The sequence below is a fragment of the Weissella koreensis KCTC 3621 genome, from assembly GCF_000277645.1.
The window spans coordinates 1-22,906 of sequence record NZ_AKGG01000005.1 but is presented as its reverse complement, the minus strand read 5'-3'; the positions used below and the strand labels follow the sequence as shown (position 1 = coordinate 22,906).

Annotated in this window: 17 protein-coding genes; 2 read left to right on the top strand and 15 right to left on the bottom strand. The window is 35.7% G+C overall.

The window, feature by feature from the left end:
* Positions 1 to 107 precede the first annotated feature (107 nt).
* The 7 genes from JC2156_RS08815 to xylA all read right to left on the bottom strand — a co-directional run bounded on the left by JC2156_RS08815 (position 108) and on the right by xylA (position 8,171).
* A complete protein-coding gene (locus tag JC2156_RS08815; protein ID WP_006844941.1) occupies positions 108 to 227 on the bottom strand; it encodes a putative metal homeostasis protein in 120 nt (39 codons plus the stop codon).
* Positions 228 to 384: 157 nt separating this feature from the next.
* Entirely contained in the window at positions 385 to 3,240 is a 2,856-nt protein-coding gene (gene uvrA / locus JC2156_RS00805; RefSeq protein WP_006844940.1) for an excinuclease ABC subunit UvrA, read from the bottom strand.
* 326 nt (positions 3,241 to 3,566) lie between these two features.
* Entirely contained in the window at positions 3,567 to 3,893 is a 327-nt protein-coding gene (locus JC2156_RS00800; protein WP_006844939.1) for a hypothetical protein, read from the bottom strand.
* 17 nt (positions 3,894 to 3,910) lie between these two features.
* The gene (locus JC2156_RS00795) at positions 3,911 to 4,297 is read right to left on the bottom strand and encodes a hypothetical protein (protein ID WP_006844938.1); all 387 of its coding nucleotides are present in this window, start codon (positions 4,295 to 4,297) and stop codon (positions 3,911 to 3,913) included.
* Positions 4,298 to 4,421: 124 nt separating this feature from the next.
* Positions 4,422 to 4,907 (bottom strand): hypothetical protein, encoded by a 486-nt coding sequence (locus tag JC2156_RS00790; RefSeq protein WP_006844937.1) that lies wholly within the window; start codon positions 4,905 to 4,907, stop codon positions 4,422 to 4,424.
* A 264-nt stretch (positions 4,908 to 5,171) separates the two neighbouring features.
* Positions 5,172 to 6,677 (bottom strand): xylulokinase, encoded by a 1,506-nt coding sequence (xylB, locus tag JC2156_RS00785; RefSeq protein WP_006844936.1) that lies wholly within the window; start codon positions 6,675 to 6,677, stop codon positions 5,172 to 5,174.
* A 108-nt stretch (positions 6,678 to 6,785) separates the two neighbouring features.
* The gene (gene xylA, locus JC2156_RS00780) at positions 6,786 to 8,171 is read right to left on the bottom strand and encodes a xylose isomerase (RefSeq protein ID WP_006844935.1); all 1,386 of its coding nucleotides are present in this window, start codon (positions 8,169 to 8,171) and stop codon (positions 6,786 to 6,788) included.
* 368 nt (positions 8,172 to 8,539) lie between these two features.
* Here xylA and JC2156_RS00775 point away from each other — a divergent pair, with 368 nt between their 5' ends.
* Positions 8,540 to 9,718: an ROK family protein gene (locus JC2156_RS00775; protein ID WP_006844934.1), complete on the top strand. Its 1,179-nt coding sequence runs from the start codon at positions 8,540 to 8,542 to the stop codon at positions 9,716 to 9,718.
* Between the two features lie 248 nt (positions 9,719 to 9,966).
* Here JC2156_RS00775 and JC2156_RS00770 read toward each other — a convergent pair whose 3' ends face one another.
* The 8 genes from JC2156_RS00770 to JC2156_RS00735 form a co-directional block, all read right to left on the bottom strand.
* Positions 9,967 to 11,415, bottom strand: a complete 1,449-nt coding sequence (locus tag JC2156_RS00770) for a sugar porter family MFS transporter (protein WP_006844932.1) — start codon at positions 11,413 to 11,415, stop codon at positions 9,967 to 9,969.
* Positions 11,416 to 11,591: 176 nt separating this feature from the next.
* Entirely contained in the window at positions 11,592 to 12,941 is a 1,350-nt protein-coding gene (locus JC2156_RS00765; protein WP_006844931.1) for an MATE family efflux transporter, read from the bottom strand.
* Between the two features lie 211 nt (positions 12,942 to 13,152).
* A complete protein-coding gene (locus JC2156_RS00760) occupies positions 13,153 to 13,977 on the bottom strand; it encodes an AraC family transcriptional regulator (protein WP_006844930.1) in 825 nt (274 codons plus the stop codon).
* A gap of 24 nt (positions 13,978 to 14,001) precedes the next feature.
* On the bottom strand, positions 14,002 to 16,140 hold the full coding sequence (gene yicI, locus JC2156_RS00755; RefSeq protein WP_006844929.1) for an alpha-xylosidase: 2,139 nt from the start codon (positions 16,138 to 16,140) through the stop codon (positions 14,002 to 14,004).
* 24 nt (positions 16,141 to 16,164) lie between these two features.
* Positions 16,165 to 17,574 (bottom strand): glycoside-pentoside-hexuronide (GPH):cation symporter, encoded by a 1,410-nt coding sequence (locus JC2156_RS00750; RefSeq protein ID WP_006844928.1) that lies wholly within the window; start codon positions 17,572 to 17,574, stop codon positions 16,165 to 16,167.
* Positions 17,575 to 17,857: 283 nt separating this feature from the next.
* Positions 17,858 to 19,285, bottom strand: coding sequence for a glucuronate isomerase (uxaC, locus tag JC2156_RS00745; RefSeq protein WP_006844927.1), 1,428 nt, complete (start codon positions 19,283 to 19,285; stop codon positions 17,858 to 17,860).
* Between the two features lie 18 nt (positions 19,286 to 19,303).
* Entirely contained in the window at positions 19,304 to 20,869 is a 1,566-nt protein-coding gene (locus tag JC2156_RS00740) for a tagaturonate epimerase family protein (protein WP_006844926.1), read from the bottom strand.
* A gap of 60 nt (positions 20,870 to 20,929) precedes the next feature.
* Positions 20,930 to 22,366: a glycoside-pentoside-hexuronide (GPH):cation symporter gene (locus JC2156_RS00735; RefSeq protein WP_006844925.1), complete on the bottom strand. Its 1,437-nt coding sequence runs from the start codon at positions 22,364 to 22,366 to the stop codon at positions 20,930 to 20,932.
* 229 nt (positions 22,367 to 22,595) lie between these two features.
* On the opposite strand from JC2156_RS00735, the gene JC2156_RS00730 reads away from it, so the two are divergent.
* The gene (locus tag JC2156_RS00730) at positions 22,596 to 22,871 is read left to right on the top strand and encodes a zinc ribbon domain-containing protein (RefSeq protein ID WP_006844924.1); all 276 of its coding nucleotides are present in this window, start codon (positions 22,596 to 22,598) and stop codon (positions 22,869 to 22,871) included.
* Positions 22,872 to 22,906: the final 35 nt, after the last annotated feature.

Sequence of the window (22,906 nt, the reverse complement as noted above, 5' to 3'; positions counted from 1 at the left end):
CATAACGTTAGTTTAATTTCATCAATTCCATGCAGGGTCTTCTTATTTTGTAAAAAACATTAAGTGTAATTTGTTCTTTTAATCTTTCACGCTGAGGTTGATTTATCCTACTTCTTTACGGTTTGCTTGCGAGCATCATGTAAAGCTTTTAAAGCACGTTTACGTGTTTTAATGTTAGGACTCTTCATCTTTCGACGTGCTGAAGCTAAATCTAATCTTTCAGTCATAGGTATGATCTCCTTTTTAATGTGCTCGGTAAAAGGGACGGGATCAAAAATGATCCTAGCAATCCATTACTTACTATAAATAAGTGTAACTGATAAACTGTTTTTTTACAAGTAGCGTCATTTTATAAATAATGAAAAAATTCATCTAGATTTATTTTTAAGCTTTAATTTGCTTTTTTTCTCGTTCAATATCACGTTCCATCAAAGGGCCTAAATAATTTCCAGTGTATGATTTTTTAGTTCGGGCAATTTTTTCTGGCGTTCCTGCCACCAAAATTTTACCGCCACCTTCACCACCTTCGGGACCCAAATCGATCAACCAATCAGCTGTCTTAATTACATCAAGATTATGTTCAATCACTAAGACGGTATTTCCACTATCAACTAAACGTTGTAGAACTTCAAGTAACCGTGAAATATCATCTACATGTAGTCCCGTTGTTGGTTCATCCAAAATATAAATTGTTTTACCTGTTGATCGGCGTTGTAACTCTGAGGCCAACTTCATTCGTTGGGCTTCACCACCAGATAAGGTCGTAGCTGCTTGCCCTAATTGCACGTAGCCCAAGCCCACATCCACAATCGTTTGAAGTTTACGTCGAATTTTTGGAATGGCATTAAAGAAATCTAAGGCTTGTTCTGCCGTTAAGTCTAATACTTGTGCGATATTTAGGCCACGATAAGTTACTTCTAATGTTTCAGAATTAAAACGCGTACCACCACACACTTCACATTTAACATAGACATCTGGCAAGAAGTTCATCTCAATCTTCAAGACGCCATCGCCTTTACAAGCTTCACAGCGTCCTCCCTTAGTATTGAATGAGAAGCGCCCTTTTTTGTAACCTCGCATTTTAGCTTCATTCGTTTGTGCGAACAAATCACGAATATCATCAAAGACGCCTGTATAAGTAGCTGGGTTAGAACGTGGAGTCCGACCAATTGGACTTTGATCAATATCGACAATTTTATCCAATTGCTCCCAACCAGTCATTTCTTTATATGCCCCAGGCTTTTCAGTGTTTCGATTAATTTCGCGCTTCAAAGCTTTTTTGATCACTGAATTAACTAATGATGATTTTCCTGACCCAGATACACCGGTCACAACAACAAATTCACCCAACGGAATATCAACATCAACATTCTTTAAATTATTTTCACTGGCGCCTTTAATCGTCAAAAAATTACCATTTCCAGTACGGCGCTTTTTAGGCACTGGAATAAATTTCTCACCTCGGAGATATTGACCAGTAAGCGACCGTGGATTATTTCGAACCTCTTCAGGTGTTCCGTAAGCCATGATTTCACCACCATGTTCACCAGCTCCTGGTCCTACATCAATTAAATAATCAGCGGCTAACATGGTATCTTCATCATGTTCAACCACAATCAAAGTATTTCCCAGATCTCGCATTTTTTGTAGCGAGGCAATTAATCGATTATTATCGCGTTGATGCAAACCAATTGAAGGCTCATCCAAAACATACATGACCCCTGACAAATTAGAACCAATTTGCGTAGCCAAACGAATTCGTTGGGCTTCACCTCCAGAAAGAGTCCGAGCTGAACGAGATAACGTGAGATATTCTAGACCAACATTTTTCAAAAAGTTTAAACGATCTCGAATTTCTTTGGTAATTGGCCGAGCAATTTCTGCATCTTGTTCGCTAAATTGAAGATTGTCAAAGAAAGCCAGTTCATCTTCAATTGGCATTGCTGAAACTTGTCCAATATGCTTTTCGCCAATTTTAACAGATAGGGCACCTGCATTTAAACGATAACCATGACAAGTACTACATGGCAAAGCAGTCATATAGCCACGCATCACTTCTCGAGTAAAATCAGAATTAGATTCTTGATAACGTCGATTGATATTATTAATAACTCCTTCAAATTCAGAGTCAACATCACGAACACCACCAAAATCATTTTTATAGTGGAAGTGGAAAGTCTTTTCTCCTGCTCCATACAAAATAAAGTTTTTTTGTTCATCTGTTAAATCTTGAAAGGCAATGTTCATTGGGATATCAAATTGATCAGCAAATTGACGCAACATTTCTGGATAATACTTAGATGAAATTGGATTCCAAGCCGCAATTGCCCCCTCTTCAAGGGTCAGGGTTTGATCGGGCACTACTAGTTCAAGGTCAACTTCTACCTTCACCCCTAGTCCTCCACAAACTTCACAAGCCCCCATGGGAGCATTAAATGAAAACAAAGCAGGCGAAAGTTTTCCAACTCCAAAATCCTTTAGTGCCCCCGTATAGTGATCCGAAAATTGGAGTGTTGAGCCATCAACTACAGCAACTGAAACTACTCCTTCAGCCATGTGCATTGCTGCTTCAAATGATTCAAAAAGGCGCGTTCGCGAAGAGTCACGCAAAACAATTCGATCAACTACAATTGATACATCATGGTATTTATTTTTATCCAATTTTATATCTTCGGAAATATCATAAAGTTCACCATCCACCATGACACGGATATAACCTTCTTTTTTAATCCGTTCAAAAGCAGTAGCATGTGAACCTCTTTTATGCCGCACAATCGGTGACAAGATTTGCAACTTACTACCTTCAGGTAAGTTTTCTGTTAAATAATTCAACATTTGATCAATCGATGGTTTAATAATTGTTCCATCAGCTGGTTGATCAGGTTTTCCAACTCGTGCATACAAAAGCCGATAATAATCATTAATTTCAGTAACCGTACCAACTGTTGAGCGCGGATTTTTAGAAGTTGTCTTTTGATCAATAGAAATAGCTGGACTTAGTCCATCAATGGAATCAACATCTGGCTTATCAGACTGCCCTAAAAATTGACGAGCATACGCAGATAAGCTTTCTACGTAACGGCGTTGTCCTTCTGCATACAAGGTATCAAAAGCCAACGAGCTTTTTCCTGAACCGGATAAACCAGTTACAACCACAAACTTATCTCGCGGCATCTTCACATCAACATTTTTCAGATTATGTGTACGCGCCCCGTGAATTGTAATCCAATCATTTGCCATTACCTTTCCTCTTTCCATTTGTTTTTATTACTAATATTATACCAAAAAATTAAATAAAACCTAATTTTATACCAAATCTCCATCGAAGATTAGGTTTTACAACATTGATCCTAGTATTAAGCTAAGTTCTTAAATAATTTATTTCTCGCTGAAAAAAAGACTAGGACATAATTTTGTCCTAGTCCCTATATTTAAAATTTTTAAAGCTCAAATCATCTTAATTAATCTTATTTTCATTTCTAGCCTACCAGTTTAGCAAATCTTTGAAACATTTTGATTAATCATGCTTTTTTAAGGGTTAATTAATTTACATTCGTTTGATTTTACTAATCTTCATTCAGATCTAGATATTGCTTAACATCATATTTACCTTTAGGCACACGCGGATAAAAGACGTCCAATAATGACCAGTATGCCACAATGAAAAAGATAATCAAAAAATGCCAACCAATCACACCCACAGCATTTCCATAAACATTAGTGTAAGTATTAATTAATCGTCCTTTTTCAATAAAAACAACTATTTCTTCAACCAAGACAATTAAAATTGTCAAAGCTAGTGCTGCGCAGAGAACCATGATCACCATTAAAATCACCGAAATGATATGTTCGATCATTTGTTGCCACCAACTTTTATTTTGATGTTGCAACATACCAAGCTCCTTCCAAATTACAGCAATAGTTCAAATTCTAAATTATTGTATTGATCGCGCTCGCGAATTTGGTGATACCCAAATTCTTGTGAATGACGAGCCAATAGATCAGTTTCCCAAATAATTTTTTCAGCATTATCGGAAAACATTTCTTCTTTCAGGCGATTGATCAACGCCAAAATTTGGCTTCCATCTTCGGCGGTCATTGAAACATAGGCACGTTCATCATTCCCATATTTTTTTGAAATTCGCTTTAATTCAACATTCATCACTTGCCGCGTATATGCTGGATTTCGATTTAAGCGCACGCTGAAGATAATGTGATTAAAGTGTCCATCTCGACTGTATTGTAAAAGCATTGCTAAAAATCGTTCTGCTTCTACCTTATTTGCTTTTTTTGCCATTTTTAATCCTCTAATTATATTATATTGTTATCGACTTTATTTAAACTTGTACCCGATATTCATTTTTCATTCATTTTCTATTTTAGCATGAATTTATAAATTCTTCGGCGGATTAAAGAATTTATTACCGGTGCCATCTTAAATACATTTGTCCCAATTGCCTTTGCCGATGCTTAAAAGTTGTCCTTGGTAAATCTAATCGCCGACAACGTTCATTAATTGTCGCCTCAGGAAATTTAACCATATCGTTAAAAATAACTTTAAGTTCAGTCGTTGGTAAAATTTGAAAGAAGTTAATTAGGTCTAAAGAAAAATCAAATTGTTTAGCTGAAACACGATCAGCTAGTTCAGGCCGAAAAGTTTTCTGTACTCGGGTCTGTAATGCCTGATTACGAGCCTGTTTTCGTCCAAAATCACGCATTAAATTAACTAATATCATAAACAAATATGGATTTTGTTGAGCCTTTAAGTCAGGTTGGTTTTGTAGTAAAGACCAAATTTTTTCCCGACAGACCTGTTGACGATCTTCGAAATCTGGATTGCTCCGATAAATATGTTGATGTTGTAAAACACCGCCAATAATTTGTTCAAAATCTTCTACGCCTACCATCTAATTTATTTCCTCCAATCATACTGTGCTAATTGGATTAACGTTATTTAACTGTTATTTTAACCAAATATTTTTTGAATATGCCAATTAAGTTCAATTAATTTTATTACCTGAATATTTAAATCACTACAACCATCATGCAAACTCGCATCAGGCATTTAATTAAAACTTTTAGTTAGACAAAAAAGAGGTATGGAACATATCCTGTTCCATACCTTGAAAGATTCAATTGAAATTCTGTTAAATCATCACTTAAACAAATTTTTAATTTTCACGACGATAAGCTAATAACTGATGGCTAATATCAGATGTTTGTTGATAGATCTGCTTATAAATTGGATAAATTTGCGCATATTTGGCTACATTTTCTGCATTAGGTTCATAGACTTGACCAAAGCTAGCAAATTGTTCCGCTGCTTGTTCAACGCTTTCAAACCAACCAAGACCAACAGCAGCCAAAATAGCTGCTCCCATTCCTGGACCTTGCTCATTTTCAAGTACAATCACCTTCTTATTGAAAATATCAGCTTGAATTTGGAGCCATAGGGCAGATTTAGCACCACCACCAGAGGCAATAACCGTATCAAAATGGGTTCCAGCTGCTTCATAAATTTCGAAAATATCCTTGAATGAGAAGATAATCCCCTCTAACACTGAACGAACGAAATCATAACGTTGATGCATCGAATCAATTCCTAGCCATGATCCACGAATATCACCATCGGCATAAGGCGTTCTTTCCCCCACAATATATGGAGTGAAAAGGAGTCCATTCGCTCCAACTGTTGATTTTTTAGCACTGGCAACTAAATCATTGAAGTCTTCTTCTGGAGCAAAACGATTCTTAAACCAGTTCAACGAATGTCCCGCTGCTAAAGTTACACCCATTGAATAATATTTATTGGGAATTGCATGATTGAAAAAATGAATTTTACCATGGTAATCTACCTCAGCATTATCTTCATATTTCAATACAACACCTGAGGTTCCAATCGATGACCAAACCATATTTGGCTTTAAAATGGCTGATCCAATTGCTCCAGCTGCATTATCTGCTGCACCACCAAAAACTTGAGTATTAGTATTGAGGCCTGAAAATAGTGAATATGATTCTGAAATATATCCAGCTGATTCAACACCTTGAATAATTGGTGGAAAGAATGATGCTGGTAAATCAAAGGAAGCTTGAATTTCAGTAGACCAGTCTCCTTTTGCGACATCCAACATCACAGTTCCAGCTGCATCAGAAATTTCCATTGCTAATTTGCCGGTCATTCGGTAACGCAAATAGTCTTTGGGTGTAACAAAAGTTTGAGCAGCTGCAAAAATTTTTGGCTCGTTTTCTTTAACCCACAAAATTTTTGGCAAAGTAAAGCCCTCTAAAGCTTTATTCCGAGTAATATTAATAAACTCATCACCCATTTTATCCGCAATTTCTTGTGTCTGTTGACTCGTACGAGTGTCATTCCACAAAATAGCAGGACGTAAAACTTGTTTATTTTGATCTAGTAAGACTAAGCCATGCATTTGACCTGAATATGAAATTCCTTTAATAGCTTCGACATCAATTCCGTCTTTTAAAATCAATTCCACAATAGCAACAGTAGTTCCATTTACCCAATCTTCCGGATTCTGTTCTGAAAAACCTGGTTTAGGTTGTGATAATGGATAATCAAATGAACGTTGCGCCACAATTTTACCGTTACGACTAACCGCTGAAACTTTAACCGCTGAAGTTCCCAGGTCAACACCTAATACTAATTCTTCCATTATTTTTCTCCTATAATATATGTCTGAATTCAAGTCAATTGATTTAAAAAGGGCCGGACTATTTTATAGTCCAGTCCCCTTTACTAATTTATTAAGATTTTAACCAGCTTACTTTTTAAATGTTTCACCTAATACTGAATAAATGTAATTATTTAATGAGGCCTTGATCGCTTCGATTCGACCTGACTTAACAGTATCGAGAATTTCACTATCTTCCTTATTCAAAATATACTTTTCCATATCAGCAAAGGTTACCTTACCAGCTTCAAAGTCAGCACCAATTCCTGAATCAAATGATGCATAACGATTCTTCAAAATATTTTCAAAGAAGTTGTCTTGAACCAGCTTGTAGGCAACACGGAATCCAGCAGCGTATACATCCATTCCTGCCATATGACCGTAGAACAAATCTTCCATTGTAAATGATGAACGACGAGCCTTAGCATCGAAGTTTAATCCTCCAGTTGGCAAGCCACCATTCTTGATGAACTCATACATTACCAAAGTTGCTTCGTAGATATCATTAGGGAATTCGTCAATATCCCATCCAGTTTGCTTATCACCCATATTAGCATCTAGTGAACCTAGCAATCCAGCCTCTCGAGCAAAGCGTGCTTCGTGTTCATAGGTATGACCAGCTAAGAATGCGTGGTTTCCTTCCAAGTTCAACTTAAAGTTATCTTGAAGACCATATGTGTATAGGAATGAAATTGTTGTTTGAACATCAGTATCATACTGATGAGTCGTTGGTTCTTTTGGCTTTGGTTCCAACAAGAATTGACCAGTGTAGCCAATTTCTTTTGCGTAATCAATTGCTAACTTATAAAAGTCAGCAATATGATCTAACTCACGCTTAGTATCAGTATTCAAAAGTGAATCGTAACCTTCACGACCACCCCAGAAGACATATGACTCAGAGTTCAAACGCTTAGCAATTTCAAGTGAATGCTTGATTTGTGCTCCAGCATAAGCAAAGACATCAGCGAAAGGTGCAGTTGCTCCACCAGAGACGAAGCGCTTATTGGTGAATAATGATGAAGTATTCCAAAGCAACTTTTTACCAGTCCGCTTCATCTCAGCTTCGATCATATCAACGATAATGTCCAAATTAGCATTAGTTTCAGCTAAAGTCTTTCCTTCAGGAGCTAAATCACGATCATGGAAAGCGAAGTATTCTACCCCCAACTTATCCATAAACTCAAACATATATTTAACCTTTGACTTGGCATGTTCCATATCTGACATGTCATCTTGACCATTTTCATCCCAAGGACGTACTGCAGTTCCTTCACCAAATGGATCAACCAATCGTTGGTCCATTGTGTGCCAATAAGCAACTGAGAACTTTAACCAGTCTTTCATAGCCTTAGTTTCACCATTAATAGTGAATTCTTCATCTGCATTATAGAAGTTATATCCCTTAGATTGTTCAAAATCCAAGCCCTTCTTACCACCAATAAATTCTACCTTAGGAAAATCAAATAATTCTGCCAAAATCTTACCCTCCAAAATACTTTAATTTATAATTTTTGTTTGGTTGGTTTTTTCGCCCAACTAACTTACAATTTCCATTATAAGCACCTGTTAATAATTATGCAAGCGTTTTCACTAGATTTATTTTTACCCAGCTAACTTTTCATTCATTTCTTTCACTTTAGCATCTGTCAATGGATACATAGTCATCACACCAACCGCAATGATAGATAGAACGATTGGTGCAACCATCTCATCTGAGACTTTCCGTAATTCCAGAAAAAAGATATACTTAACATATATGATATATATTAGGTTTTTTTACGATATCACTTATACATAAAATGCCTAATTAACTCAAATTTCTATACTAGGAGATTTTAATATTTATGGTTTCTAAAATCGATCAAGATTCGATGCGTGAGACAAACCGTCAACTAATGCTTCAAGTTCTTTTTAATGCTGAGAAAACATCACGCGTTGAAATTGCCGATAAAGTTAATCTACATAAATCAACGATTTCATCAATTTATCGTAATTTAGAAGAAGAAGATTTTATTGAAGAACTGGGGGATGGAGTTGCATCCAACTCCGGTGGTCGCCGCCCCAAATTAATTCGCTTCAATCACAACTATGGATATATCGTAACTTTTGATCTTAGTCGAGGTCACTTGCGTTATTTAGTGGCTAAGATTACTGGTGAAGTGCTTCAAAATGGAGAATTTCAAACTCGTAACCTTCCCATCGATAATATTCAACAATTAGCTATCGATTTCATCAAAAGTCTGGATGATTTAGGCACTAATCATGGTCTCATTGGTATTGGTATTGGTATCCACGGAGTTGTTTTCAATAACACCATTCGTTATGTTCCTTATCATGAAGACTTATTGAACTTAAGTCTGGTTGAAAACTTGGAGGATCAATTCCAAGTTCCTGTTTATCTAGAAAATGAAGCCAACTTAGCTGCAATTTACACTCGTGATTTTCAAGGCCATCTTCTTGAACCCAATATGTTAAATTTTAGTACCCTAAATATTCATGACGGGATTGGTTCAGGCATGATCCAAAATGGCCAACTCTTTATTGGTAAACGCGGTGAAGCTGGAGAAGTCGGTCGTTCAATCACTTTTAAAACTGATTTCGGGCCCACTGAACAACCTGTACACCTAGAAGATTTATTTTCAGAAGAATCACTCCTACATCGCACCGCTATTAAATTAAAAACGCAACAACTCACTCGCCAAGAATTTTGTTCGCTGGTGGATCAAAAAGATCCAATTGCCACTGATATGTTAAAGCATTGGCTTCAATCCTTAGCTATGATTTGTTATAACATGGCACAACAATCTGCCCCAGATGCGATTTTTCTTTATTCCCGAATCATTACCCTGCGTCCAGAGTACTTTGATCAATTACAAAAATACTACCAAGCGATTGTTCCTGCATCTGACACAAAAATTTTATTTGCCCATCAAACCGTTGATAAGGCAATCTTATTAGGCGGAGTTGCTTTAGTCACTCGGAAGTTACTTAATTTTGATAATTTCAAGTTAACCTTCCATTAAATTTATCAAATCACCTATTTTTTTAAATTTCATTTTTATATTAGCTAGTTTTTTTGAAGTATAAGTAAGCCTTTTTAAATTAGTAAAAATATAATAAAAAGATCGAGACATTTTGTTTCGATCTTTTTATTATATTTTTCAAATTAATCTGATTATACAATAGTTATTAAGCCAATCTGATCAATATAAAAGAACCCATGAAGCCTAATTTTACGACTACCATGGATTCTATAAATTTAATTTAAATATTATCTTACTTCAGCTCCATCGCTATATCCATCAGCATGAGCTTTTGACCGCAAAGTTGCTTCGATTGATTCCAATGAACGATTTCTAGTTTCAAAGGTATATTTTTTAATGAACCAAATTGCTACGAAACATAGAAGTCCATAAATAATGAAAAGCTTAGCAATTCCTTGTCCCTCAGCGTTAACTGAATGGGCAGGGGTAAAGGCAATTAATAGCATTGGGAATGATTGTGAAACAGCAAAGTTTGCTGTCCAATTAATAACAGCCCCAAATGAGTTACCCAATCCACGAATATTCAATGGGAAAGCTTCACCAATCATTACCCACATAACAGGTCCCCAAGTTGCAGAGAAGAACGCAATGTACAAGGTTAAAGCAATCACACAAATCCATGATCCGAAGTTTCCTCCTCCGGCCTTCAAAACTAGCATGGCAGTTGACATAACTAATAATGAAGCTCCCATTCCTAAGGCACCATACGTCAACATTTTTTTACGATCAATTTTATCCATAATCTTAACCGCAATAGCCGTCACAATCACATTAAATATTCCAATTACAATATGTGATTGGAGAGCGAAATGTTCGCTAAATCCAGCTGAAACGAAAATCTTTGGTGCATAGTACAAAACCGTATTACATCCCATAACCTGTTGGAAAATAGCAAGTCCTAATGCCATAATCAAAACTGGACGGGCCATTGGTCCAAATAATTCTTTATATCCACCAGAGGGCATTTGAGCCTGTAATTTAATATCATGTAACTCCTCTTGAACCACTTTTGGATTAGAATTAAACGTTTCCAAAACGCTTTGGGCTTCTCGATCTTTTCCTTGCTTCACTAAATATCGTGGTGATTCAGGCAAAGTTAATCCACCAAAGAATAACAATGCAGCTGGAATAGTTGCTAATCCAAGCATCCAATGCCAACCAACATGCGATGATAGTCCGAATAGTCCGTGTGGTGAAAGCCATTCATTCGAGACATAGGCTAAGAAAATTCCAGTCATGATCATTAACTGGAACAAAGTCCCGATTCCTCCACGCTTATCAGCGGGAGATAATTCAGCTAAATATGTTGGAATCAAAGCTGACGCCGCCCCAACTGCCACTCCTAACAAGACTCGAGAAGTAACTAACATTGCATAATTGAGACCAATTCCTGATCCCATTGCTCCAACAAAGAAAATAATAGCAGAAGTTAAAAGTAATTTCTTTCGTCCAAGCTTATCCGACATCGGACCAATGATGGCTGCTCCTAAGATCGCCCCCAAAAGGACCGAAGCAGTAATAAATCCATCTTCAAATGAACCAGCTCGGATACCGAGCTCTTTTCCAATAAAAAGCATGGCACCAGAGATAACCCCTGTGTCATATCCAAACAATAACCCACCTAGGGCTCCGAAAAAATAAATCCAACTAGTTGACATGTGTTTTTTACTAGCCATGACTATTTTGCCTCCTAAAAACAAAAAATAAAAGTTAACAACAAAGCAAATGTAACCGCTTACTAATTTACAATGTTTATCTTACTCTAGTTAGTTGGTTCTCGCAACCAACTTTTTATAATTTAAAAAAAGTGGTCTCCAAAATTATTTGGAAATCCACTTAGATGTTTTTATAATTAATCTTTTTCTAATTTGTCCATAATTTCTCGACGATACTTATTCCATGCCGGTAATAGGCACAAAACTGATGCTAACCATGCCAAAGGATTAGAGAGACTAGCTCCAAAGAATCCAAACCAGATGACAAATACGAAAGCGCCAATGGAGCGGGAAACCATCTCCGCAAACCCAGCCATGGTTGGTGCTTTAGTGTTTCCCAATCCTTGTAAGGCATATCTTAATATAAATAGAACCCCCAAAATTGCATAAAATGGTCCGTTAGCCCAAAAGAATGTCTGGGCCAAATGCTGAACAGCAACAGCATCCCCACTATTTGATTCCAAAAACAATTTCACTAAATAACGACCAAAAAGAATTTCAAAAATACCTAGCAAAACTCCAAAGCTAATATTAATTTTCAAAGCTTGGCGCATTCCTACCAAAATTCGGCGATACTCTCCTGCCCCATAATTTTGTGCCACATAAGTTGCCATTGTAACTCCAAATGACATTAAGACTAAGACTAAAATTTGATCAACCTTGGAAGCTGCCGTATATCCGGCCACAGAGTCTGTTCCCAAAGAGTTGATTGCTGCTTGTAAAGTCATCGATCCAATTGCAATAACAGATTGTTGGAACCCCATAGGCAATGCCGCTGAAAGATGAATTTTAATTTCAGTAGAATTCCACTTTAAATCTTCTTTTGTAATATGTAAAACTGGAATAAATTTGGTAATATGCCACCAACTAGTGAGCGTTGAAATTGCATAAGCCACTACAGTTGCCAAAGCTGCCCCTGCAGTCCCCCAGTGAAAAACTAATATGAATAATAGCTCCAATAAAATATTAATAATCATTCCTAAAATCAAATGATAAAGTGGGGCCCGCGAATTACCGACGGCTCGCATCTCATTAGCTAAAATGTTATATCCAACTTGAGTCACAACTCCACCCCAGATAATTACGATGAAGGCATAAGCCATTTCAAAAATATTCTTCGGTGTCTGCATTAAAATCAGCAACCCGCGGAGACCTACTATCCCGATTAACGTTAAGAAAACAGTAATCACTCCTGAGGCTAGAATACTTTGTCCAAATGAGCGTCTAACTCCTGCCCAATCTTGAGCACCATAGCGTTGAGCCGTTATAATGGACATTCCTGAGGTCACGCCACCAACAAAACCTAGTGCCAAAAACATCACTGAACCTGTTGACCCAACTGCAGCTAAAGCCTTAACCCCTAAAGTTTGCCCCACAATTAACGTATCAATAATATTATATAAATTTTGAAATAAATATCCCACGATAATTGGCAATGTAAACATCATGATTAATTTAACCGGATTTCCCTTTGTTAAATCTTGCATCTTCCTACTACTCCCTCATCTCTTTCTCTACTCCTAATCAGGTCAATAATCTTTTATTAATATCCTAACAATCCGATTAGTCTCTCCAAGTGACAATATGTATCTGACCTAATTTTCATGCTTTTAATTTAACATTTTTAAACTTAATATAAAACACCCCAAAAGTTAAAATAACTCTGGGGTGTCCAACAAACTTAACATATAACAACTTTTATTTCCGTTGTTTTCTAATCTCACGTGGTAATGATCCATAATACTGTTCAAATAATTTAGTACCTAAGCGAATATTTTTGACACCATTGTCTGAAAAAATATTATGAATCGGTTTATCACTATTAACCACCTCAAAGTGGACATGTGATAGACGGACTAAGTAAATGTACCGATTCAAAGAAATCCCCGTCTTTTGTTTAAAAAAGCGACTTAAATAGTCAGGATTATAATTGAATTTCTGAGCGAGATTATTTACGGTAAGTACCATTGAATAACGTTCATTTATATCGGATAAAACTTCTTTTAAACGATTATTTTGTCCAACGTTAACGACCACACTATCCTGACCATATTTAGTAAAAATCAAATACAGACAATGTAACATCAATTCATTGAACTTGAACCGATAACCACTAATCTTGTGTTGATAAACGTGAGCCATCTCTTGTAATGCTACAACAATTTCTTGATACTCAGAATCAAACCGGTCCTTTTTATGAATAGTAAATAACATATTTTCAGGATTATCCCAGTATTTTTCCAAATAAGAAACTGGAATTTGTAACACTATGGAACAATTTTTTTCATGACTCGACGAATGTAGTACCCCAGAGCCGATCGCAATAAACTCACCTGGTTGTAAGACGACATCATGCCCTTCATAACTAAAAGTTACCGTTCCAGATAAAACTAAGACAATTTCAACATGCCGATGCCAATGAGGCGGCTTAAAACCTGGTTCTTCACGTGAGACAAAAATCCGCACATCTACATCGTTATTATTAACGACTACCTCATATTCACCACCCTTTTCGGCCGACATAATTAATCCTCTGATTTCGTCTTTTTAATCAATTTTTTTCCATACTGGTAAGCTTAAATAATCATAATTTTCAGCCATCCATTGTCCATGAGTATCAACTGTAATCTCACGACCATCAATCACATGTTGCCAATGTCCAGCTGGAAGATAGTAATCAACATCCCCATCTTCACTCATCACTGGTGCAACCAAAAGGTCAGAACCAAACATATATTGGCGATCAAGATCAGCACAATTGGCATCGTCTGGGAATTCAAGATACATTGGTCGCATCAATGGAATACCCGCAGCAACTGAGGCCTTAGCTTCACTGTAGATATAAGGCATCATGTCTTGCTTTAGCTTCGCAAAGTTACGTGTAACATCAACTGCTTCTTCATCAAAGAGCCATGGCACCCGATATTGAATATTACCATGGTAACGAGAATGACTTGATAGTAATCCAAATTGAGTCCAACGCTTATAAATAGCGGCACTAGCATTTTCTTCAAAGCCGCCTATATCATGACTCCAGAAAGTAAATCCTGATGACATCAAACTTAAGCCACCTCGCAAGGTATCAGCCATTGAATGGAATTGGCTCAAGTTATCTCCACCCCAGTGAACTGGATATTGTTGTCCGCCGACAGTTGCTGAGCGGGCGAAGACCACAGCTTCATCATCACCCTTCTCTTGCTTCAAAAGCTCAAAGACGGCCTTATTGTAACGATGTGTGTAATAGTTATGTTCACCTTCTGGATTATTACCATTATAATAAACCGCATCATGCATTGGAATTCGCTCACCAAAGTCAGTTTTAAAGCAATCTACACCCATATCTAATAAATTCTTCAATAATCCTTGATACCATTGTACGGCTTCTGGATTAGTGAAATCAACAATGGCATTTCCGGGTTGCCACAAATCCCATTGCCAAACGTTACCATCGGTCCGCTTAATAAAGTAACCTTTTTCCTTACCAATCTTGAATAAACGTGACTTTTGTGAGATATATGGATTAATCCAAACACAAACTTTCAAACCTCGATCATGTAATCGCTTGATCAAACCTTCTGGATCTGGGAATTGTTCTTTATCCCATTCAAAATTACTCCACTCAAAGCCTTTCATCCAGAAACAATCAAAGTGGAAAACTGACAAAGGAATATCACGCTCAAACATTCCATCAATAAACTTCATAACCGTTTCTTCGGAATAATCTGTTGTAAATGATGTTGAAAGCCACAAACCAAAAGTCCACTCTGGTGGCAAAGTAGAACCACCCGTCAACTTATTGTACTTACCCAAAACATCCTTAGGCGTTTCTCCAGCGATTACATAATATTCTAGGCTCTCACCTCGCGTTGAGAAGCTAACACGATCAACGACTTCTGTTGCTACTTCAAAGCTAGTAGGTTGGCTTTCATTTACAAAGACTCCATAATAGGTCCCTTTGGCATCCTTTGAAATTCCTGCTTTAGCTGCAATGTAGAATGGAATTGCCTTATAACTTTGGTCTGAACCAGTTCCGCCATCACGATTAATGATATCAATTGTTTGACCATTTTTAACAAATGGGCCAAATGTTTCACCAAAACCATAAACTTTGGTTCCAGGTAGTAAACTCAATTGCTCACGCATATAGTGGTCAGCACGAGTAACTTGACGATCACTTACCATAGCCTGTGCACCAACAACAGTATTAGGATGCATTACTTGACCTAATTGTTGACCTGACAAATCATCAATAGAACCTTGGGCTTTAAATTCAGAGCCTGTAATACGCTTACCTTTATAATTGAAATCAAGGTTAAATTTATTGTGCATATCAACCGTTAATTCCAAATCTCCACTCTTATAATGAGCTTTTTGATCGTCAACATTGATTTCAGGATTTACGTTTTGGGTCGTTAATTCATATAAAGGATTATGATCGTTTTGATCAAAATGCTTCAACTCAACCCCAATCACATCAGGCGCAGGGCTGAATACTGACATGGTAGTATTACCAACATCCAACATATCACTACGCGAGGCTAATCTTTGATAACTTGCATTTACTATTAAAGTTTCACTACTTTTTTCAGCTTCTTTCGCTGTTAAAATCGAAGTATCGAATGCTTCAATCGGTGAATTAATAATGTATTCATCTTTTCCTAACCAATATCCATTTGAAAATTTCATAATTTATGCCCTCTTTTATATTTTTTATGATAATTCTTCAGCTTCACGCTGATGCTTATTTTCCAAATCACTAACCATTTGTGGTTCTAGCTTATCCACATTATTGAATAATAAGACCAAACCAGAAGCCACATATCCAATCAATGGAATCCAGATAAATCCTAACCGGATTGCGTCAAGTGCTGATGCAGTTTGTCCAGCAGATGATCCTGCATTTGCGGCAACATAACCACCACCAGCCAAAACAGCTGACAGTAACATACTTCCTAGTCCCATTCCTAGCTTGGCACTAAATGAACTAAATGAAGTTACAAATCCTTCTGCTCGAATTCCGTTCTTCCACTCTCCAAAATCAACAGCGTCAGAAAGCATTACGGCAATTAAAGCTCCCACTAATCCATAACTGATGTAGTAAACTAACATTCCAAACAAGATCATCGGAACATTACCATTCATTTGATCCGCAAAATGTAATATCACTTGTGAAATGGCAGTTCCTACCATCCCGATAAACATAGTATTACGCTTACCAATGCGCTTTGAGAAGAATGGTACCATTGCTGTCGAAATCAAAGTGATGATCGTTCCGGCTAGTACCGCACTTCCCAATGCTTCATTATGTAGAACATACTTGAAGTAATATGGTAATGAACTTTGACGAATGGCAAAACTTCCCCAATACACAAAGTTGATGAAAATGATAATTGCCCAAGGATAATTTCCTTTCAAAGCTTTAATTGATTCACGCATTGGTACTGAACGATTTGAATCTTTAGTTACCACACGTTCACGTGTTCCCTTGAAAGCTGTCATCAAGCAAATTATAGTTACAATTCCAAGAATCACTGCCCAGATAAACCAACCAGTTGCTGAGGTTGAAGGATTTGAGTTTTGCTTATCGAAAATCCCAGCGAAGAATGCAACAGCTGGCAAAGTTAATGGTAGGAAAACCGCTGCACCCAAGTTCCCAAAGAATTGACGAACCGTTGAAAGGGTTACTCGTTCTTGTGGATTGCTAGTCATGGCTGGCAAAATTGAAGTGACAGGAATATTAATTCCTGAATATAAAACCTTAGCTCCAATATATGCAACGTAAATCCAAACAATCTTCCAAGTCATTGGCAAATTTGGTGCTGAGAATGACATAATACAGAATAGTGCAAATGGCACTGAGAACCAGAGCCAGTAAGGACGAGATTTTCCCCATTTTGTGTGTGTCCGGTCAATAAATTGTCCCCAAACCACACCGTCAATTGAATCAATAATTGCAGTTAACGCAAACAGTCCAGCAACAACTGAGGCTTTAATCCCCATTGTATCGGTACTAAACACCATAAAATATGTTCCTACAATTTGAAAAATTGTATTACAGCCAAAATCTGACATGGCATAAGCTAGCCGTTCCGGCCATTTAACTTGATTACCATTATTCATAACATTTCTCCTTAGAGTTAGCTTATTTCTAAAATAATAAAAACATTTTTGTTTCGTGTAAACGCTTACAAATTTTATTATTATGCAGCTTTTAAAAATAATCAATTCAATTGGCCTAAACAGTAAGGAACCACATAGTTATAGGTAAGATATGTACATTTATTGGTATTCCATAACAACTAACTACGATATAATAAAAGAAATTAAAAAAGTGAATTAAATATAAAAGCCAAGGCACTATTGATAAGTGACTTGGCTTAATTTATATTAAGTAAACAAATTATTATTCAAAAAATTTAAAATAATCATACGCATTATTATAAGAAATGTCTTTAACGACCTGACCTAATAACTCTTCATCATAAGGAATTCTTCCAGTAGTTGCTAACTTTCCTAGATAATTTGACAAAACGCGACGGAAATATTCATGACGTGGGTATGATAAGAAACTTCGAGAATCAGTGAGCATTCCAATGAAATTTGGTAGTAGGCTTTGTTGTGCAAATACTCTTAATTGTTCTTCCATTCCTTCAGCAGTATCATTAAACCACCATGCTGCTCCAAGTTGAATACGATTCTTATCTCCATTATCATTGCTTTGGAAACTTTGCATCATTGTTGCCAATTGCATCCAATCATTAGGATTAAGTGAATAAAGAATTGTTTTTGGAATAGCATTTTCTGTTTGAGCCTTAGTAAATAATTGACGCATTCCTTCAACAATATCAGCTTGCGTTCCGATCATATCATATCCAGTATCAGGACCAATTTTATTATACATTCCTAAATCTAGATCACGTTTAGAATTAATATGGAACTGCATGACCCATCCATATTCAGTATTTAACTTCATCAATTCCAGCAATAACTTAGTTAAATATGCATTTTCTTCGTCTGCAGTTATTACCTCATTTTGCATAGCTTTAGCAATAATTTCATTCACTTCACTATCTGATGCTTCAACATATTTATATTGTAGTAATGAATGATCTGATAACTTACCACCGTGCAATTTGAAAAAATCAAATTTAATACGCATAGCTCTTACAATATCTTCAATTGTATTAATTTCAAAATCAACAGAAGCACCCAATTTTTGTAAATATTCTCCAAATGTTGGTTTAAAAATTTGAATTAATCCATCTGGACGCATAGCTGGTAAAACTTTAAATCCATTTTCCGCTTCATCGTTAGCAATTAATTCATGATAATGTAGATCAGAAATAGGATCATCCGTTGTTGTAACTAACTTAACATTAGAATTTTTAATCAAATTACGGGGCTTAAATGCATCTGTAGCTAGTAGTTCGTTAGCTTTCTTCCAGATACGTGGTGCAGATTCTACTGTCAATTGTTCATCAATATGGAAAAAACGACGTAATTCTAAATGTGTCCACTCGTATAATGGATTCCCCAATGCTTTTTCAATAGTACCTGCCCAAGCAATAAACTTATCATAGTCTGCTCCATCACCAGTAACCAATTTTTCTGGAACTCCATTAGCACGCATTAATCGCCACTTATAATGGTCACCATATGTTCCATCATTTAACCATAATTTAGTAATATTTTCAAAATTCTTATTCTCATATATTTCATTTGGATTTAAGTGGCAGTGATAGTCAATAATTGGCATATTTTCAGCATACTTATGATACAAATTAATCGCCATTTTATTTTCTAACAAGAAATCATCATCTAATAAATTCATTATATTCCTCCTTTCAAACTAACCTTCATAATGTGCAATCACTTCATCTTTATTCTTGAATTTTCCTTCAAGCAAATCAAGGTGTTCTGCAATATGAGTATTCAAATATTGTCCATATAAGTCTTCATTTTCATGTAGGATATTAAAAATTTGATTACGATAAACGTACTTATAGCTACTCTTCAAATTTAAAATTGATCCATACATTGTATGTAGTACTTGTCTAGTATCATCATCTTGAAGTAAAACATGTACATTATCTAATGTGACATCTTCAGGCTTCATTACTAGTCCTTTTTTAACATTTTCTTGTGCATTAAAGACGTACATATTAGCTACATCATCTAAGTTTTCATAAGAGAATTTATATAAATCAATCATTAATTCAGGATCCTTAGCAGCAATTACTCGTAATGCTTCTAGCCAGTTTGTACCAGCAGTTTTAACATGCCAACCTTTTTTAGAAACACGTCCAATAATCTCATAAACACTTAACTTATCGGAACCTGAGTGAACTGATATCCGATAACCAAATTTTTCAGCGATGGCTTGATGTTCAATATATTCTTTTTCAAATCGATTAACATCACCAATATAATCGATGGCCTTTTGAAACTCTCCATAGAAACGTGGTGCTAATGTTTCTACAACCACATTATTTAAACTTAATTCGCTTGCAAAGAAATAATGATTTTCGGGTGAAGTTGGTTCCGATGTTTCGTCAACTGATATTTCAAAATCAAGGTTAAATGGTACAACATAACGATTATAAACAAATACTGACCGTAAAATTGCATCATAATACATTAACACAGATTCTTCCAAATCTCGCTTAGTAAATTTCACACTTAATGTATCATTTATTTTGAATTCTTGGTTTAAATATGTCTTGTTAAATCGATTAACAAATTCTTCATCTAAAGCATTAAACTTTTCATCTAATTCTTCATCTGATAAAGTAACAACCTCTGGATGAAGATCTTCAGTTAAATCAAGAGTAATCATAGTCTCGCCGGACTTAATGGCGTAATCAATTTCAAAGTCATTTTTAACATGATCACCATCTGCGCCCCAACCAGTTGTGTATCCTTCTTCAAATACAGCCCACGCAGCATCTTCCACAACATCACTAAATGTTCGTCCAGTTAAAATTAATTCACGAATTGATTGTTGTCCCAAAACAGGGAAAATGTCCTTATGTGCTTTGAACAAACGTAAATGTGCTTGTGAAGCTAGGCCCAATCGATCACCTAGTCCAAAGGTATATTTATAACCATGCCGTGAAGTTGGCTCAACCCAGTTAAAACGTTCTTCAATTGCCTTAAGATTTTTAGAATTTAATTTACCAATAAACAATGTTTTATTAGCTACTTCTTTACTTTCAATAGTTTCAAAATCATTAATTAGATCAGTATCAATAAATCCAACTAACTTTTTTTTGTTATTACTCTTCAATATAAAGTAAACATTCTTTCGATCAACTTTGATACTAGGAACATAGATATCTGAATTTTCTAAATTATCATAATTTCCATTCGCATCCAAAATAACTTCAACATCATTTAACAATGTATCTAAATTCATTATATTTTCCTCTTTCTTCTAATAAAAATATTCATACTTTAAATTCTTTAAATTTAAAATCTATTCCAAAGTTCCCTTTTCCCAACGACCATTATCCAAATCAGTAATCATCTCCTCATACTTTGTCTCGTTCAATTTGTATAAGAACCCTAGTGTTAGGGCTGCCAATAACATTGTCACTCCAGGATACAATGTCATCGCGGCCCGAATTCCATGTAATGTTTCAGGTGTTTGCGGTTTATTAGCAACATATCCTGTAATAGCCAAAACTCCTGATGTTACAAATGCCGCTAATGATTGAGCAATTTTTCGTGAAAAATTAAATGCGGCATATGTAATTGCTTCACGTCGATGTCCAGTATGCCATTGCCCATAATCAATCGCATTTGAAACCATTGCCCAAGTAATTCCATTAGGAATAGCCAAAGCGGTATACCCAATTGTCACGAAAAGAATAAATGTTATCGTATTCTCTGGAATTACGAAATTAATTAAATTAGCAATAGCTGAGACAATTAATGAAACTACTGCAACTTGCTTTTGTCCCCAACGTTTTGTTAAGAATGGAATCATAAATACTCCAACAATGGCAGATCCCATCATAATTGCATTAATAACCGGTTGAAGTGAAATATTATGTAAATTATATTGAGCAAAGAAAATCATCATTGAATTATTGGTATTCATTGCTGAGATTGTGAATAGAGTCATCAAAATCAAAGCTCCTAAAGGACCATTCGTAAAGACAACTTTAGCGATATCTTTAAATTTAACTTTTTCTGCCTTTTTAGTTCCATCGTAATCAACTTTTACGTTTTCACGTGTACCTAAGAAACAAACGGCAAACATTGCCACACCCATAATTGCAAATACTAATGACGCTATAAAATATCCATGTCCAGATATTCCAGATGTTGTTGCTACTTGTGATCTAGTAAACATTAATGCTAATGGTACAAAAGCTACTCCAGTTATAAACTGTGCGGCAACTGATCCAACTTGACGTGTCGTCGCCATGAAATTTCGATCTTGTGAATTTCTCGTCATAACTGATGCTAATGATCCATATGGGTCATTTGTAAATGAATAAACTAATCCCCAAATCATATAAGCCGCATAAGCATAAATTATTTTACTTGTCATTGACATGCTTGAAGGCATCGTGAATGTTATAACTGTCATAAGGCCAAGAACCACAGCCGAAACCATCATAACTGGGCGAAATTTACCATGTTTGCTAGGCTTTCTGGCATCAATTACAGAACCAGCAATCGGATCCATAAATGCATCAAAAATTTTTGTAAAAACAAATATACCTCCAACTACTGCAGCTGATAATCCTTCATCCGTCCAAAATTTTGTTAAGTATGCCTGACCTAAATCGAACATAAATCCATTTCCGAAATCACCAAATCCATACGATATTTTCTGACTCATTGGAATGCGAGTGTTCAGAGTTGCACCCTGGCTACCTAACATATCAGTACTAGTATCCATATCCTTAATCCTCTATCATTCTGAAATAATTGTTTCTGAAATAATTGATCAACATATGTTTTGAAAGCGCTTTCTCGTTCGAACGTATAAATCATATCACAATAATTATAAAATTGATATATTAATATTTAACTTTTTAAAAAACAAAAGAAATAATTGACCACATTTTTGAAAACGCTTACAATCAACTTGAACTTATTTTTTAAATTTTTTACTAAGGAGTTTTATTATGAGTATGCAATATATTTGTCAAAGTTGTGGTATGCCTATTGAGCATTTAGAGGATTTTGGAACAAATTCTAATGGTATTCGTAATCGAGAATATTGTAACTATTGTTTTGAAAATGGTAAATTTAATGATCCAAATTTAACAATTGATGATATGATCAAAATAAATCTTGATGGGTTAGATCACAATCCTAACATTGGCTATTTAAAGCGATTCGTTCTTAAAAAAATGTATCCTAAGAATCTTGCCAAAATGAAGCGGTGGCAACATAATTAATGATAATAATAAATAAAAAAACTTGGATTGCTTTA

Excerpts from the sequence above, each read along its gene's own strand:
- JC2156_RS00790 (WP_006844937.1), bottom strand. The coding sequence starts at position 4,907 with ATGGTAGGCGTAGAAGATTTTGAACAAATTATTGGCGGTGTTTTACAA.
- JC2156_RS00735 (WP_006844925.1), bottom strand. The coding sequence starts at position 22,366 with ATGGATACTAGTACTGATATGTTAGGTAGCCAGGGTGCAACTCTGAAC.
- JC2156_RS08815 (WP_006844941.1), bottom strand. The coding sequence starts at position 227 with ATGACTGAAAGATTAGATTTAGCTTCAGCACGTCGAAAGATGAAGAGT.
- xylB (WP_006844936.1), bottom strand. The coding sequence starts at position 6,677 with ATGGAAGAATTAGTATTAGGTGTTGACCTGGGAACTTCAGCGGTTAAA.
- uxaC (WP_006844927.1), bottom strand. The coding sequence starts at position 19,285 with ATGAATTTATTAGATGATGATTTCTTGTTAGAAAATAAAATGGCGATT.
- JC2156_RS00775 (WP_006844934.1), top strand. The coding sequence starts at position 8,540 with ATGGTTTCTAAAATCGATCAAGATTCGATGCGTGAGACAAACCGTCAA.
- JC2156_RS00770 (WP_006844932.1), bottom strand. The coding sequence starts at position 11,415 with ATGGCTAGTAAAAAACACATGTCAACTAGTTGGATTTATTTTTTCGGA.
- JC2156_RS00765 (WP_006844931.1), bottom strand. The coding sequence starts at position 12,941 with ATGCAAGATTTAACAAAGGGAAATCCGGTTAAATTAATCATGATGTTT.
- JC2156_RS00800 (WP_006844939.1), bottom strand. The coding sequence starts at position 3,893 with ATGTTGCAACATCAAAATAAAAGTTGGTGGCAACAAATGATCGAACAT.
- uvrA (WP_006844940.1), bottom strand. The coding sequence starts at position 3,240 with ATGGCAAATGATTGGATTACAATTCACGGGGCGCGTACACATAATCTG.
- JC2156_RS00760 (WP_006844930.1), bottom strand. The coding sequence starts at position 13,977 with ATGTCGGCCGAAAAGGGTGGTGAATATGAGGTAGTCGTTAATAATAAC.
- yicI (WP_006844929.1), bottom strand. The coding sequence starts at position 16,140 with ATGAAATTTTCAAATGGATATTGGTTAGGAAAAGATGAATACATTATT.
- JC2156_RS00750 (WP_006844928.1), bottom strand. The coding sequence starts at position 17,574 with ATGAATAATGGTAATCAAGTTAAATGGCCGGAACGGCTAGCTTATGCC.
- JC2156_RS00730 (WP_006844924.1), top strand. The coding sequence starts at position 22,596 with ATGAGTATGCAATATATTTGTCAAAGTTGTGGTATGCCTATTGAGCAT.
- JC2156_RS00740 (WP_006844926.1), bottom strand. The coding sequence starts at position 20,869 with ATGAATTTAGATACATTGTTAAATGATGTTGAAGTTATTTTGGATGCG.
- JC2156_RS00795 (WP_006844938.1), bottom strand. The coding sequence starts at position 4,297 with ATGGCAAAAAAAGCAAATAAGGTAGAAGCAGAACGATTTTTAGCAATG.